This window comes from Dyella sedimenti (assembly GCF_022760995.1).
In the GTDB taxonomy this organism is placed as follows: Bacteria; Pseudomonadota; Gammaproteobacteria; order Xanthomonadales; family Rhodanobacteraceae; genus Dyella; species Dyella sedimenti.
In genome coordinates, this window is the sequence record NZ_JAKWJO010000002.1 from 493,540 (window position 1) to 507,760 (window position 14,221).

A 14,221-nucleotide genomic window follows, 5' to 3' on the forward strand; every position below is an offset into this window, starting at 1 on the left:
GTTGGCCATCCGAAAAGGATGCAAGAAGGTTAAGCTGCGGTTGCTGCCTGCTGGACCACCTCTTACCCTCGATGGTCACGACGCTCTCTCGGGAGATCACGCCGATGATGGATGCCGGGAAGCGGGAGCCGCCGCGGATCAGCCGCGCCTCGATGGCGATCGCGGCGATATCGACCATCGTGGAGTGGTACGACTTCACCCTGTACCTGTATTTCGCCACGGTGCTGTCGCGGGTGTTCTTCGGTGGCGGTGAGGTCTCGCTGCTGGCCACCCTGGCGGGCTTCGCGGTGTCGTACTGCATGCGGCCGCTGGGTGCGGTGGTGTTCGGCCATATCGGCGACCGGCTGGGGCGGCGCCACACGATGCTGCTTTCGATGGCGCTGGTGACCCTGGCCATGCTGGTCACCGCGCTGCTGCCCGACTACGACCAGATCGGCCCGGCGGCCGGCGCCCTTTTGCTGTTGCTTCGCTGCGCCATGGCGTTCTCGGTCGGCGGCGAATACACCGGCGTGGTGGCCTACCTGCTCGAAGGCGCGCACGACCACCGGCGCGGGCTGGTGACTTCCCTGGCTTCCGCCGCCAGCGAGGTCGGCGCGCTGCTCGCGGTGGCGGTGTCGGCACTTACGGTCGGCCTGCTGAGCCACGCCCGTCTCGACGCCTGGGGCTGGCGCATTCCCTTCTTCGTCGGCGCGGCGCTGGCCGGCAGCATCTGGATCGCGCGGACGAGCATGCAGGAATCGCCCGACTTCGAGCGCCAGCGCGCGCACGGCACCGTGCCGGCATCGCCGGTACGTCACACACTCGTTCACCATCGTGCGGCGGTGCTGCGCACCTTCGCGATCTCGGCGCTGGGATCGATCACCTACTACGTGGGCATCACCTACGTGCCTGCCTTCCTGCATTCCACCGGCACGCTGGGCGAGGGCGAATCGCTGGGGCTGTCCACGGTGGCGGCCGTGGCGGTGATTCTGGTCACGCCGCTGGTCGGCCTGTTGTCCGACCGGGTGGGGCGCAAGCCCGTGCTGGTGGTGTTGGCCGTGCTGTGCATCGTGCTGCCGCTGACCATGTTCACCTTCATGGCGCGCGGCTCGCATGCGCAGGTGGTCCTCGGCGCGCTGGCGCTGGCCTGCGTGGCGGGCGGCGTCAGCGCGGTGGGCGCGCCGGCCACCGCCGAGCAGTTCCCCGGCGAGGGCCGCCTGAGCGGGCTGGCGCTGGGCGCCACCGCCGCCACCGCCATCTTCGGCGGCATGACGCCGTTCCTCGCCGAACTGTGCATCCAGTGGCTGCAGTGGCCCGCCGCGCCTGGCGCGATGATTGCCCTCACCGCGCTGGCCGTGCTGCCCGTGCTGCTGGCCATGCCGGAAACCCGCCCGGCATGGAGCCGGCCGTATTGACCGCAATACTTGGCGCGGGCCGTCAACATCACGTTCCCGCGCCGGAGGCCTTGCGAATGATTACCATCAAGTCTCGTGCCGGCGTAAAGCCGGACGCTCCGCCATGGGACGCATGGCGGGGCTTGCGCTGGCGGATGCCGCTCGCCGTGGTCGTCAGTGTTCGGCCGACTTCAGCGCTTCCGCGATCAGCGTCGCCGCCGCGTACGCATCGCCGCTCGGCTGGTCCGGATAACGTTGCGTGCCGTGGTTCCAGGCATCGCCCATGGCGAACCAGTCGATGGGCTTGGCTGGTGAGCCGGTGCGCAGTGCCTGGTCCAGTGCGTTGAAATAGGTCGCCCAGCGCGGGCGGTAGTAGTCACGCGTCAAGCCCGCCCAATCCTTGTTGCCGTAGTCGTGCAGGTCGGCGCCTTCGCTGGCCTTGCGGTCGCCCCAGGTGGTGAGGATGGAGCGGGCGTCGTAGTCGAGCCGGGCACGTTCCTGTGGCGTGGACGCCCAAGGTCCGGTTTGCGCCAGCCAGCCGCCCACCAGGAAGAAACGGTTGCTCGAAAGCAATTGGTCCTGCAGGTCCATCAGCGCCAGCCATCGCTGCGCAAGGCGCTCGAACTGCGCGCGGTCCCTGCCGTCGTAGGCGGCCTTGATCCGCGGCAGCAACTGGCGGCTTTCGTTGGCGAGCGTCTGGCGGGCGATATCCACCAGGTCGTATTGGTAGGTTTCGCTGCCGCGCAGTGACGGGGCCACCTGCAGCATCTCGGGCAAGGCCCGCCTGAAGGCCTCGGCGCTGTATCGCATGGCCTCGGGCGACCAGTGGGATGCGCGGTTCACGTCAAGGCTGGGCTGCGCGTCGAACAGAGACTCCTGCGCCGCATCGCGCTCGCTGTTGAAGACTACGTCGTCGATGCGGATGTCGTAGGCCGTGCTGGCCAGGATCTTCCAGGCGGCCAATGCATGCGGATCGGCGGCGCCGTAGCGGCGCTGCACGTAGCCGGCCGTCCACTGCGCGACGTCCACCGGCTCGTTGCGCCAGGCCATCTCCGTGAACAGGTCGAAGGCGTAGGGGTTGGTATCCATGCCCTCGGTAAAGAGCGCGGTACCCGTCATGTTGGCATTCGTGCGGCCCAGCCGCTGCAGCCGTTCGGTGATGTTGCGGACATTGGCGCCGAGCGTGGTGCGGCCACCGAATTCCCAGATGCCGCCGAACAGGAACGGGGCGCCCTGGAAATCCTTCTGGCGGTCGTCGCGCGGCACGCGGTCGTGGTCGATGTCGACCACCAGCAGATGCCGACGGTCGACCCCGGCGAGCAGGTCCTGGCGCGGGTTGCCCTGCCAGGCCAGCATCATCCAGCGCGCGTCGGGATGCGCGGCGAGCAGCGCATCCTGCACGTCGCGCGCCGCCTCCGGCACGGGCACGTCGCCCGAATCGCCGCCTTCCTGGAACACTTCCATGTCGTAGATGCCGCTGTCGCCGAACAGCTCGCGCTGGTGCCGGTAGAACGCGGCGGCCAGCCGGGCGAACATCGGATCGCGCGGATCGAGCCAGCCCGGGCGGGTGAAGCCGGCCCATTCGCCTTGTGGCACCACGTGCGCCTTCGGGAATTTCTTCTGGAAATCGGCGGGCACGATGCCGTAGAAGCCCGGCAGCACCGGCGTGATGCCAAGCTCGCGCAGGCGTGCCACGATCCTGCGCGCCGACGCCGCGCGCTGCTGCATCAGGGCCGTGCTGATGGGGCCATTGAAGCAGCACAGGTTGCCCATCAACTGCCAGTTCTGGTGGGCCGGCTGGGTGATCCAGCGGCGGATGTCCTCGTCGGCATAACCGATCTCGCGGAAGGTCTGGTAGAGCACGCTGTCCATGCCGCGCTCGACCACCATGGCGTTGATGCCGGAGAGCGCGAGCACGTCGATTTCCCGCTGCCAGCGCGGCCAGTCCCAATAGGGCGAGGTATAGCCGTCGACGTTCTCGTTCAGCGCGTAGCGGTACGCATACCTCGTATCTCCCTCGATGGCCTGGGCCGGCAGGGGAAACGGCTGGGTGCCGACCCGGTCGCCGTTGGGCGAGATCTGCACCTGCGCCACGTATTTCAGGTACCAGTTCACGCCGAACAGCAAGGCGCTGGGCGTGCTGCCCTCGACCCGGATATGGCCGTTCGAGCTGCCGATGCGGAAACGCTCGCGGCCTGGCTGCGGCGCCAGCGTACCCAGCTCGAACTGCGCGGCCTGCCGGGGCAGCAGGCGCGCGATGACGGCTTGCTCCGGCGCGGTATCGAAACCCGGCGCCTCTGCCGCACAGGCGGTCCAGCCCCACCAGAGCCATGGCAGGCTTGCCATCCAGATCCGTAAAGCAGATGCGCGCATGACGAGTACCGGGCCTATCGATCCCGGCATCGTATACCGCCCGGCAACGCCGGACGCCACGCCACTAATGTCAACGATGCTGGCGACCGGGGCAAACGGTTGGCGGGCGGAGAGGCATCTGCCCGCTTTCGTCGTCAGCTCTTTGTTCGCTCGCAGCGGGACAGGCGTGGTCAGGCCGGTCGATAAATCTGCGCCATCGATCCAAGCGGGAAGGCCTTCGAGCCGACCAGCTTCAGTGGCCTCGGCGCGGGCAGGTCGGAGAAGATCGGCAGGCCTTTGCCCAACACGATCGGATAGACCATCAACATGTACTCATCGACCAGGTCATGGGCGATGAGGCTGCGCGCAAAGGTGGCGCCTCCAAGGGCGAGGATTGGCTTGCCGTCCTTGGCCTTCAGCCGGGTGATTTCGTCGGCCAGGTCGCCATTGGCCACATAGGCCTCCGCCCAGCTTTCCGCGCCGGGTTGCAGCTGTCCGGCCTGGGTGTCGCCGGCCTGGGACCGGGCGTCGCGGAGTCCTTTGGCGGCCGTCTCCAGAACCGCCGGTCCCTGTCTTGAAAAGACCGCTTTGGGAAGCTGGTTCATCGGTGGCGCAAACACCAGGGTGGAAGTTGGCCAGAAGGGGGCCATGTCCCGGAAGGAGCGGCTGCCCATGATGATCAGGCTGGCGTTCCATAGGTTCTCCACTTTCCAGGCTATGGCCTCCTGGTCACCGCTGAATACCCATTGGATGTCGTTCCCAGGGCCGCTGACAAAGCCGTCGAGCGACATGGACATCGTAAGAACCAACTTTCTCATCGGATTCTCCTTGCGCCAGTTGGGGGCCAGATCCAACGGTTCCGGCAATTCGCTTTGCCGGCTTTCACTATCCGGTCGAATGGGCGGAACGGAATTCGACATCGTCCGAAAATTTTCGCATTGGCAAGCACCAAGCCATTCCTGGGAAGCGTCCAGGAAGGGGGCCATGGCCGGCCCGTTCGCCATAGCCGTTTCGACCCAGAGTGGACTTGCGCTTTGCGGATCAGGAGCCGATTCGAGAAAGTTTTTGCGCCCGGTTCGAACCGGCAGGTTACGGCCAGCCCCCGTTCCTGCCGCGCGCCATGAGATTTTCCATCACATGAAGCCGTTTCTCGTTTAATTTGCTTTTCCGGCGCCTTCGCATCGGGGGAACCCTGAATGACAGAACCTGTCTACTCAGGTTGGTCGCAACGCACGCTGATGGCATGCGTATGTTTCGTGTAGGTCCTTGGCTTGGATTAGGGGTGTGATGGAGCGTTCCGGGCAGGTCCGACATCGAAAGGAGGGGGATAGTGCGCGCGGCCTTGCATTACTCGACAGCGAAACGCGCGCGGCTTTGGGGCGCGGGCGCTGGCGACAGCCGCCGCTGACGCGGCGGGCGTTGGTGCTGACGTTGATTTTCGTATGGGTACTGCATGGACTGTTCGCGCTGGCGCTGTGGTACGAGATGCAACCCAAGCCGCGACGTCCGGAGGTGGTGGATGTCGATATCGGTCAGGCGCTGATCGTGCGTCTGATCGATCGTTCCAGCAAGCCGCGCGCCACGCCACCAGCTGAGCCACCCGCGCCGCCCAATCAGCTGGTGCCAGCGCGGCCGGCGGTGGTCGCCCGCGTTAGCCCAATGATGCAAGAGAAATCCCGCCGTGACGCCATGGTCGTGCAGGATCACACGGCGACGCCTGCGCCGGCGGCTTCCGTGACGATGCCGTCCACCACAAGCTTGTTCGCGAAGGATGGTTCGATCCGGCTGCCATCGGCGACGGAGGCCGTGCCGGCACCAGCCAGCACCGGCGCCGGACGGGCCAAGGCTGTGGACGACCGCCAGATCATGCAGCACGACAGCAACCAGATGCACTACAAGGCCACCCGTTTCGAAAAATATTTCCCGCCGCCGAACGAGACAGCTGGCGGTGCCGTGGGGCGCCATATAGGCGATGCGATCAAGAAGATCACCAAAAGCGTGTGCGATCCCACCAAGAGCAGCGTGGCTTCAGACCTGCTGTGCGGCACACCTCCCCCACCCGCGTCGCCCATGGACAAGGACGAGCGTCTCAACCTGCCGCCGCCGCCCCTGGCCGACAATCCGAATCCGCCCAAGGTACCGCCACTTTCAAGCTGCATCGACGTTTACAGGGAGGGCAAACCGCTGCCGTACGGTTGCCCGGTGGACACGCCCGATCAGGCGTTCAGGGCCGAGATGCGCGAATGCATCGATCTGTTCCGGGCGGGCAAACGCCTCAAGACGTGGTGCCCTCTCGATACGCCCAAGCGCGCGGCGGCAGAGTCGCTGCCGGCGGGTTCCACGAGTGCTGGGGCGCATTGATCACTGTCCACCACACATGGCATGGTCCTGTAGCGTCCGCTTCCGGCCCATGGCGGACAAGGTGGTCCTGGCATAGAGGGTCCCAACAAGAGGCGCCGGGATATGCATCACTCGAGATTGTGCGCTGTGCTGATTGACTGCAATGTCTCCGACGTCGATAAGGCCGCCGGGTTTTGGGCCGGGGCCTTGGGTCGCGCGGTGGATCCTGGTCACCCGGGCACGCGCGGCAACTACCGCATGCTGGAGACGCCGCCGGACGAACCCATCGTGCAGATCCAGCGGGTCACGCACGAGAGCAGGGTTCATATCGATATCGAGACCGACGACATCCCTGCTGAAGTACTTCGCCTGGAAGGGCTGGGTGCCGTCGTCGTCAGTCGCTTGGAGCGATGGGTGGTAATGCAGGCTCCTACAGGGCAACGATTCTGCGTCGTGCGCGTGCAGCGGCCGGGCTTTCCCAAGAACGCCAACCGTTGGGACTAGAAGCCTGTTCAACGGGTGTTACGCCGGGTTTTCGGATAGGGGTGTCGGCAGCCATTGTGGCTGGGGAAGCCAAGCGGCGATGTATGGATCACCCATGAGAACAAGTGCTTCATCTGGCTGAAGTGACTGCCCGACGTATCGGGACAGAACTGTGGCCAGGGCTGGTTCAAGTTCGAATCCACCACGACGAGATGCGGCAGGCACTTCACCAGCTTCGAGAAGATCAGCCCGCCGTTGATGCCGATTCCTACGGGCGAATTGGCAGCATAGCCATCCAGTCGGACCCTGTGCAAGTAGCGCGGCAGACGCTTGTCGGTTCCACCTATGTGGTGACCTACGAGGGCGGAAGCACGGTGCGCGTGCGACGCATGTGTCGGTGGCCCAGTTGGTGTCACTTTATGTGCTCGGTGTTGCTGTCTTTTGCGCATGACAGTAAATAGCGGTTGGCGCGAAGTGACTGACAGCAAATGCGTCCCCGAGGCCGTTATGAACGCGGGGCGGTTCACATTTGAAGGCCTTATCAGATCCGGTAAGAGCCGCGATGACCTTCAATGCCTCGCATCCAGCACCGCCTAGGCCAGCATCTTCCTGATGCTTAGTGTTCCCTGATGCCAGTGCCTCAAGTCGGCAGAAGACCCCTCATGCCACCAAAGCGCTCCACCGAACCGCGCTAGCGGTATAGCTGATTGGCGTGGATGCATAGATCGGCTCCAACACCATCGGACAAAAGGACATCTATTTCACAGGGGGCATGTTAGGTCTCATCCAGGGAGGGTAGAACAAGGAGGGGGCTGCTCATGCGACGCTTTATTGGTGGCAATGATCCTCTGGGCAGCGCTGCGGATTCGCTGCATCCATGCCAGAGTCCGGTGCGGGGCAGGCAAAGCACACTGTCACGGTGCTTGTGGCGGGCACTGCTCGCGTCCCCTGTGTTGTATTTCATCCTGCCCAGCGAACGGGCGTTCGCGCAATGCACGGCAAGCGATGCCAGCACGGTGACTTGCACAGGCAACGCCCCGTCCGGACTGACCATCGTCCCGCCACCGCCGCCCGGCCCGAACGTCCTGCTTACCGTAGGGGCCGGCGCGACGGTCAATGGGCCTGTGTCGATCGATGGTCTTTCGACGCTTACCTTCAATAACAATGGCCAAATCAACGGCAACATTACGGTTACCGACAACGGCGATTTCGCGTTCGATCAAAATGGCACGTTTGGCGGCACGACGCTCTCGGTCACAGGAAGCGGGTCGAATCAGTTGATTGTCCGGGCGGCTCGTTCGGTCAATACCGTGATCATGTCGGGGGCGCAGAACCAGGTCGACAATTTTGGTGTCCTGAATAATGCCGTCACCTTGAACGCCACGTCCTCGAACACGGTCATCAACCGGACCGGTGCGGCGATCAACCTGCTCACGCTCTCGGGGCCGACCAATACCATCGACAACGACGGCCTCTTCAATCAGGGCCTGGCTTTCGCCAATGGGCACACGGCGTCCAACCAGTACGACAACACCATTACCAACCGGGCCAATGGCGTCATCAATGGCATCAACAGCACCGGTGGTTCGTTCGATAGCATGGACAACAGCGGCACGGTCAATGGCCCCACGAATTTCGGGGCCGGCAACGACTTCCTCGTCAACCGCGCACAAATCAACGGCGGTGTCAGCCTGGGCGACGGCAATGATCTGTTTGCCCTGCTGAGCGGCGCGATGTGCTGCACGGTCGATCTCGGCAATGGCAACGACCTGGCCTTCATCGTCAGCGGCACGATCAGTTCGGACGTGCAAGCGGGAGCAGGGAACGACACGCTCGCCTGGCAGGGTGGGCAGATCGTCGCCGGCATCCGGATGGGCGACGGCGACGACAGCGCTTATTTCTTTAACCTTACCGCCGCGAACCTGGTTCCGGGACTCCCCATCGATGGCGGCCTGGGCAACGACCGCTTGGTTTGGAGCAACACGCAGAACGGCACCGGCCTTGATGTAGCCCAGCTTACGTACTGGGAAAGCATCGCGATCAATGGCGGTTCGGTACTCACGTTCAAGAATTACAGCACCCTCACCCTGGGCGACCCTGGAACGGGGACAGGCACGCTTTCCATCGACAGTTCCAGTACCGCCCTGGCAGGCAATGGCACGCATGCCGTCAGGCCATGGGACCCGAGTGCGCTTGTCGCCGTCAACAATGCCGGACTCATCGACCTGACCAATGGTCCGGCCACGGCCACCGACCGTTTTGTGGTGTACGGCAACTACACGGGCCAGAACGGTCGCCTCAACCTTCAGACCGTATTGGGTAGCGACGATTCGCCATCCGATCAGTTGGTCATCCAGAAGAATTCGACAGCGACGGCCACACCGACGGCGTCCGGCCTGACGACGCTCAATGTGTTCAACCTCAATGGCCTGGGGGCCATGACTACCGGCAATGGTATTCGGGTGGTGGATGCTGTCGACGGCGCCGCCACGACAACGGGCGCCTTTGTCCTTGGTGGCCGAGTTGCCGCTGGTGCGTACGAATACGCACTGTTTCGCGGCGGGGTAACCGCCAGCGCTGCCAACGATAGTGATTGGTTCCTTCGATCGAGCATCGTCAACCCAACTGTTCCGGTAGCCCCGCTGCCGCCGCTGCCAGCACCACCGCCACCACCTGTTCCACCGACGACGTTGCCGGCACCTGTGCCACTTATCCCAGCGGTACCTCTTCCGCCGGCACCAGCACCGCCGTCGCCACCATCGCCACCGGCACCGCCCCTGCCACCCGCGCCGGCCGTGCCGACGCCGCCATTACCCATTTCGCCGCCATCGCCACCCCCGCCGATTGATCCGCCGCCACCGGCACCTGCGCCCGCACCTGCACCTGCACCTGCACCTGCACCCGCACCCGCACCCGCACCCGCACCCGCACCCGCACCTGCACCTGCACCCGCACCCGCACCTGCACCTGCACCTGCACCTGCACCGGCACCGGCACCTGCACCCCCACCGAGCGAGGTACAGCCTCCGTCATCCGATATACCGCTGGTCCGGCCTGAGATTCCGGGCTATATCCTTATGCCTGCGATAGCGCAGCAGATGGGGACCGTCACCATTGGCACGTTCCATCAACGCCGCGGCGACCAGTCGATCCTGGATAGCCAAGGCATTGCCAGCAACGCGTGGATGCGTGTGTTGGGTGACGACCGCGACCAGCAATGGAGTTCGAAGATCTCTGGTGTCGACTATCAGCTTGGGCCGAGGATCGATAGCAACCTGTGGGGCGTCCAGGTGGGTTCCGATCTGTTCGCCAGCGATGACGATGATGGGCGCCGGAATCGTGCCGGCGTGTTCTATGCCCATGCCGAGACGCATGGAACCGTCTATGGCAATACGCTCGCCATCGCCGGCGAGCGATCGGGCAGATTGAATCTCCGAGGGGACAGCCTCGGTCTCTATTGGACGTATATCGGCCCCAATCGCTGGTACCTGGATACCGTCGCGATGTATACGCGGCTCAGGGGCAATGCCGAGTCGAGCCTGGGGGTGGGTGTCGACACGAGTGGCGATGACCTAGCCCTATCGATCGAAAGCGGCATTCCTTTCCGCCTCAATAGTGATTGGACGCTGGAGCCGCAGGGTCAGCTCATCTGGCAGCGTGTCGGCTTCGATGGCGAAAATGACCCCTATTCCTCCATCGCCTATCATCACTTCAACACGCTTACCGGGCGGCTGGGCCTGAGGCTGGAGAACACCACCACTGTGCACGGTTATCCGTGGCAACCCTTCCTCAGTGCTGATGTGTGGCGCAACTTCTCCAAGACTTCGAACGTGACATTCGACAGTACGGATATCGGCACGGGTATCGGCGCCACGTCATTGGAATTGCGTGGTGGCGTCACGATGATATGGACGGCCCATGTCGCCACTTACATCACAGTAGGCTATACGACCAAGCTGGACAGTCAAACACAGCACGGCGTGGATGGAACCATCGGTATACGGGTGCGATGGTAGTGCCCCATGCAGCTGGCGGCTCTATCCTTCGACATCAATCGGCGGCAAATTTCAGGAATTCATCCAGCTAGTAGAGTTCGTCGTCTAGCGACAGCGGCCACGCCGAGGCTCGCGTACTTCTTCTTCCAGACGTAGAACGTCGCCTCGGCGATGCCCATCTGCCGGCATACGTCAGCAACGACCATGCCGGACTCCGCCAGCCGCAGCGCGTAGGCGATCTGCTCCTCGGTGAATCTCGACTTCTTCATCGCTCCTCCCATCCCATCCGGAATGCCTCAAAGCGACCTTACCTCTACTTTTAAATGACTACGAAATTCCGGGACGATGTCACAACAGCAGCAAGGTGATCGACACCAGCGCGTGGTTCAGACCGCGCCGGAGCGCTGTTCAGCTATTACCAGCGCCTGCATTTTGCCTCAAAACGCATGCCGGAAGTACTTGCTAACACATTGATTTAAAATCTTTTACGCAAGAATTCACAAGGCATGGCTTGTTCAAGGTCCGAACGCTAAAGTTTGTGCAAGCCGCACAAACTATGGGCCTGTGAACAACACGGATGACGAGCGCCACTGACAGCCGGCATCGGCATTGCACCGTTTGGAAGCATTGTCCATGATGGTGCAATGAGTGAATGGACGAACCGTGGGTGGGCCGAGCCGCTGGCGACCGGGGTGGCGCTGGCGGACGGGGCACTGCGCCTGCGCTGGGTGAATCCGGCGCTGGCGGAACTGCTGGCCATCGGACCGCGCAGTGCGGTGGGGCAGTCGTTGGCGGTCCTGCTGCACCGGCCGGAATGGATGGCGCTCGCGCAACGCGCCCTGGGGGAGCCTTCGCCCGTGCAACTGCGGGGCGTCGAGGTGCCGGGGACGCGCGGCGATGGCGCGCGCATGGACGTGGCGATGCAGCCGCTGCCCGGCGGCGAGCTGTTGTTGGAGGTGCATGCGCTGGCGCCGCCCGCGCCTTCCGGCACGCCGCTGTCGGCTACCCTGCGCGGTTTCGCGCACGAGGTGAAGAACCCGCTGGCCGGCTTGCGCGGCGCCGCGCAACTGCTGCAGCGGCGGGTAGAGGACGAGCAGCTGCGTTCGCTCGCCGGCCTGGTGATCGCCGAGGCGGACCGGCTCGCGGCGCTGGCCAATCGCCTGCTGCGCCACGATGGGGCCGCCGCCCGGCCGGGACCGGTGAACATCCACGAGCAGTTGGAGCGCCTGGGCGACCTGCTGCTGGCCGAGCCCGCGCCGCCAGCGATTCGCCACGACTACGACCCCAGTCTTCCCGACGTCCACGGCGATGCCGACCGCCTGTTGCAGTTGCTGCTCAACCTGGCGCGCAACGCCGTCGAAGCGGGCGCGCGCACCATCACCTTCCGCACCCGTGCCGAGCCCTCCGTGCGGCTGGGCGAGCGCATGGCGCGCATGACCCTGCGAGTGGACGTGATCGACGATGGCCCAGGCGTGCCGGCGGCGTTGCGCGACACCTTGTTCGAACCGCTGGTGTCCGGCCGTGCCGACGGCAGCGGCCTGGGCCTGGCGCTGGCGCGGGAGATCGCGCGCGAGCACGGCGGCGAGCTGCGCTGCGCCAGCCGGCCGGGCGACACCGTGTTTTCCCTCTACCTGCCGATGGGACATGCCCATGACTGAGCCGCGTCCGGAAATCTGGATCGCCGACGACGACCGCGGCGTGCGTTTCGTGCTGGCCGAGGCCCTGCGCGACGCGGGCCTGCCGGTGCGCGAGTTCGGCGATGGCGAGGAAGTGCGCGCCGCGCTGCGCGAGTCGCGCCCGGCGCTGCTGCTCACCGACGTGCGCATGCCGGGCGAGGGCGGCCTCGCATTGATCTCGGCCTTGCAGGCGCAAGGCGTGGGGCCGGTGATCGTGATGAGTGCCTACACCGACATTGCCACCACCGCCGCGGCGTATCGTGCGGGCGCGGTGGACTACCTGGCCAAGCCGTTCGACCTGGACCAGGCGGTGGCTGCCGTGCAGCGCGCGCTGGCCGATGCGCCGATGGCCGCCGCCGCGTCCGCGCCGCCGGCCGCGCCCACCCATGCGCTGCTGGGCGAAAGCCCGGCGATGCGCGAGGTGTTCCGCCTGATCGGCCGTGTGGCCGCCAGCGACCTCAACGTGCTGGTCACCGGCGAGACCGGCACCGGCAAGGAATTGGTGGCGCGCGCGCTGCACGAGGAAAGCGCGCGGCGCGGCAAGCCGTTCGTGGCGCTCAACACCGCGGCCATTCCCAGCGAGCTCTTGGAAAGCGAGCTGTTCGGCCACGAGGCCGGCGCCTTCACCGGGGCCACGCGCCGGCATGCCGGCCGCTTCGAGCAGGCCGAGGGCGGCACGCTGTTCCTGGACGAGATCGGCGACATGCCGCTGGCCTTGCAGACGCGGCTGTTGCGCGTGCTGGCCGGCGGCGAGTTCTATCGCGTGGGCGGGCGCGAGCTGATCCGTGGCAACGTGCGCATCATCGCCGCCACCCACCAGGACCTGGACGCGCGGGTGGCGGCCGGCCAGTTCCGCGCCGATCTCAAGCACCGGCTCGATGTGGTGCGCATCGAGATGCCGCCCTTGCGCCAGCGCCGCAGCGACATTCCGCTGCTGGCCCAGCATTTCCTGGCCATCGCGGCGCAGGAGCTGAAGTTGCCGCCCAAGCGCTTCTCCAAGGCCGCGCTGAAGGCCATCGCCCAGCGCGATTTTCCCGGCAACGTGCGCGAACTGGAAAACCTGTGCCGTCGCTTGGCGGTGATCGCGCCAGGCGTGGAGATCCTGCCGACCGACCTGGGCACCTCGCCCTCCAGCGGCGGTAGTGGCGGTTGGACCGAGGCGCTGCGCGAGTGGGCGACGCAGGCCCTGGCCGATGGCGAGCGCGACATCCATACGCGCGCCCGCGATGCGCTGGACCATACCCTGCTGCAGGTGGCGCTGGAAGCGCACGAGGGCCATCGCCAGCATGCCGCCGCCGCCCTGGGCGTGGGCCGCAACACCTTGACCCGCAAGCTGGGCGCCTCACGCCCGCGACGCCCTTCCAAACCATGAGCCGATCCGCATGACCATCATCGTCCGCCACGCCTCACACGCCGACATCGCCGACATCGCCGCATGGAACCAGGCGATGGCCTGGGAAACCGAGCACAAGGCGCTCGATCCGGCGGTGCTGGCGCGTGGCGTCACCGCCGTGTTCGACGAACCCCGCCGGGGTTTCTACCTGGTGGCCGAGCGCGATGGCGCGCCGGTGGGCTGCCTGTTGGTCACCTACGAGTGGAGCGACTGGCGCGCCGGCGATTTCTGGTGGATCCAGAGCGTGTACGTGGTGGAAGCGGCGCGGCGCGGTGGCGTGTTCCGCCGGCTCTATGAGGAGGTGCGCCGCCACGCGGCCGAGGCGGGCGCGGTGGGCCTGCGGCTGTACGTGGAAACCGGGAACGAGCGCGCGCAACGCACCTATGCCGGGCTGGGCATGGCGCGCTGCCACTACTACATGTACGAGGCGGAATTCGCCCCGCCATCCCTGTAGGAGCCCACCCTGTGCGCGACCGGCGCAGGGATTAGGGGCGAGTAGCGAGGGCGCAAGCCCGCAGGTCTGTCGCACCACTCGAAGCCGCTTCTGGTGGTGGGATTTGGCGCCCTAACTACTCGCCCCTTGGCCGTGCCAGCCGCGCACAGGGTGGG

9 protein-coding genes and 1 pseudogene are annotated in these 14,221 nt (G+C 65.4%); 7 read left to right on the top strand and 3 right to left on the bottom strand.

The window, feature by feature from the left end:
- Positions 1–104 precede the first annotated feature (104 nt).
- Positions 105–1,394, top strand: coding sequence for an MFS transporter (locus tag MJ605_RS07445; protein WP_243040670.1), 1,290 nt, complete (start codon positions 105–107; stop codon positions 1,392–1,394).
- A gap of 153 nt (positions 1,395–1,547) precedes the next feature.
- Here the strand turns inward: MJ605_RS07445 and MJ605_RS07450 are convergent, their stop codons facing one another.
- On the bottom strand, positions 1,548–3,719 hold the full coding sequence (locus tag MJ605_RS07450; RefSeq protein ID WP_243040671.1) for an alpha-N-acetylglucosaminidase: 2,172 nt from the start codon (positions 3,717–3,719) through the stop codon (positions 1,548–1,550).
- Between the two features lie 197 nt (positions 3,720–3,916).
- Complete coding sequence (locus MJ605_RS07455; protein ID WP_243040672.1) at positions 3,917–4,711, bottom strand: dihydrofolate reductase family protein; 795 nt, start codon at positions 4,709–4,711, stop codon at positions 3,917–3,919.
- A gap of 436 nt (positions 4,712–5,147) precedes the next feature.
- On the opposite strand from MJ605_RS07455, the gene MJ605_RS07460 reads away from it, so the two are divergent.
- From MJ605_RS07460 to MJ605_RS07470, 3 genes are all read left to right on the top strand, one after another.
- Positions 5,148–6,086, top strand: a complete 939-nt coding sequence (locus MJ605_RS07460; protein WP_243040673.1) for a hypothetical protein — start codon at positions 5,148–5,150, stop codon at positions 6,084–6,086.
- Between the two features lie 102 nt (positions 6,087–6,188).
- Positions 6,189–6,569, top strand: a complete 381-nt coding sequence (locus MJ605_RS07465; protein WP_243040674.1) for a VOC family protein — start codon at positions 6,189–6,191, stop codon at positions 6,567–6,569.
- 797 nt (positions 6,570–7,366) lie between these two features.
- On the top strand, positions 7,367–10,564 hold the full coding sequence (locus tag MJ605_RS07470) for an autotransporter family protein (RefSeq protein ID WP_243040675.1): 3,198 nt from the start codon (positions 7,367–7,369) through the stop codon (positions 10,562–10,564).
- Between the two features lie 71 nt (positions 10,565–10,635).
- Here MJ605_RS07470 and MJ605_RS07475 read toward each other — a convergent pair.
- A pseudogene (locus MJ605_RS07475) lies at positions 10,636–10,812 on the bottom strand (transposase); the annotation flags it as partial.
- A gap of 375 nt (positions 10,813–11,187) precedes the next feature.
- On the opposite strand from MJ605_RS07475, the gene MJ605_RS07480 reads away from it, so the two are divergent.
- Genes MJ605_RS07480 through MJ605_RS07490 form a run of 3 tightly spaced genes read left to right on the top strand, consistent with a single transcriptional unit; the run spans position 11,188 to position 14,066 of the window.
- Positions 11,188–12,201: a two-component system sensor histidine kinase NtrB gene (locus tag MJ605_RS07480; protein ID WP_243040676.1), complete on the top strand. Its 1,014-nt coding sequence runs from the start codon at positions 11,188–11,190 to the stop codon at positions 12,199–12,201.
- Complete coding sequence (gene ntrC, locus MJ605_RS07485; protein WP_243040677.1) at positions 12,194–13,591, top strand: nitrogen regulation protein NR(I); 1,398 nt, start codon at positions 12,194–12,196, stop codon at positions 13,589–13,591. The genes MJ605_RS07480 and ntrC overlap by 8 nt, the downstream gene beginning before the upstream one ends.
- Before the next feature lie 10 nt (positions 13,592–13,601).
- A complete protein-coding gene (locus MJ605_RS07490; RefSeq protein WP_243040678.1) occupies positions 13,602–14,066 on the top strand; it encodes a GNAT family N-acetyltransferase in 465 nt (154 codons plus the stop codon).
- The last annotated feature ends 155 nt before the right edge of the window (positions 14,067–14,221 follow it).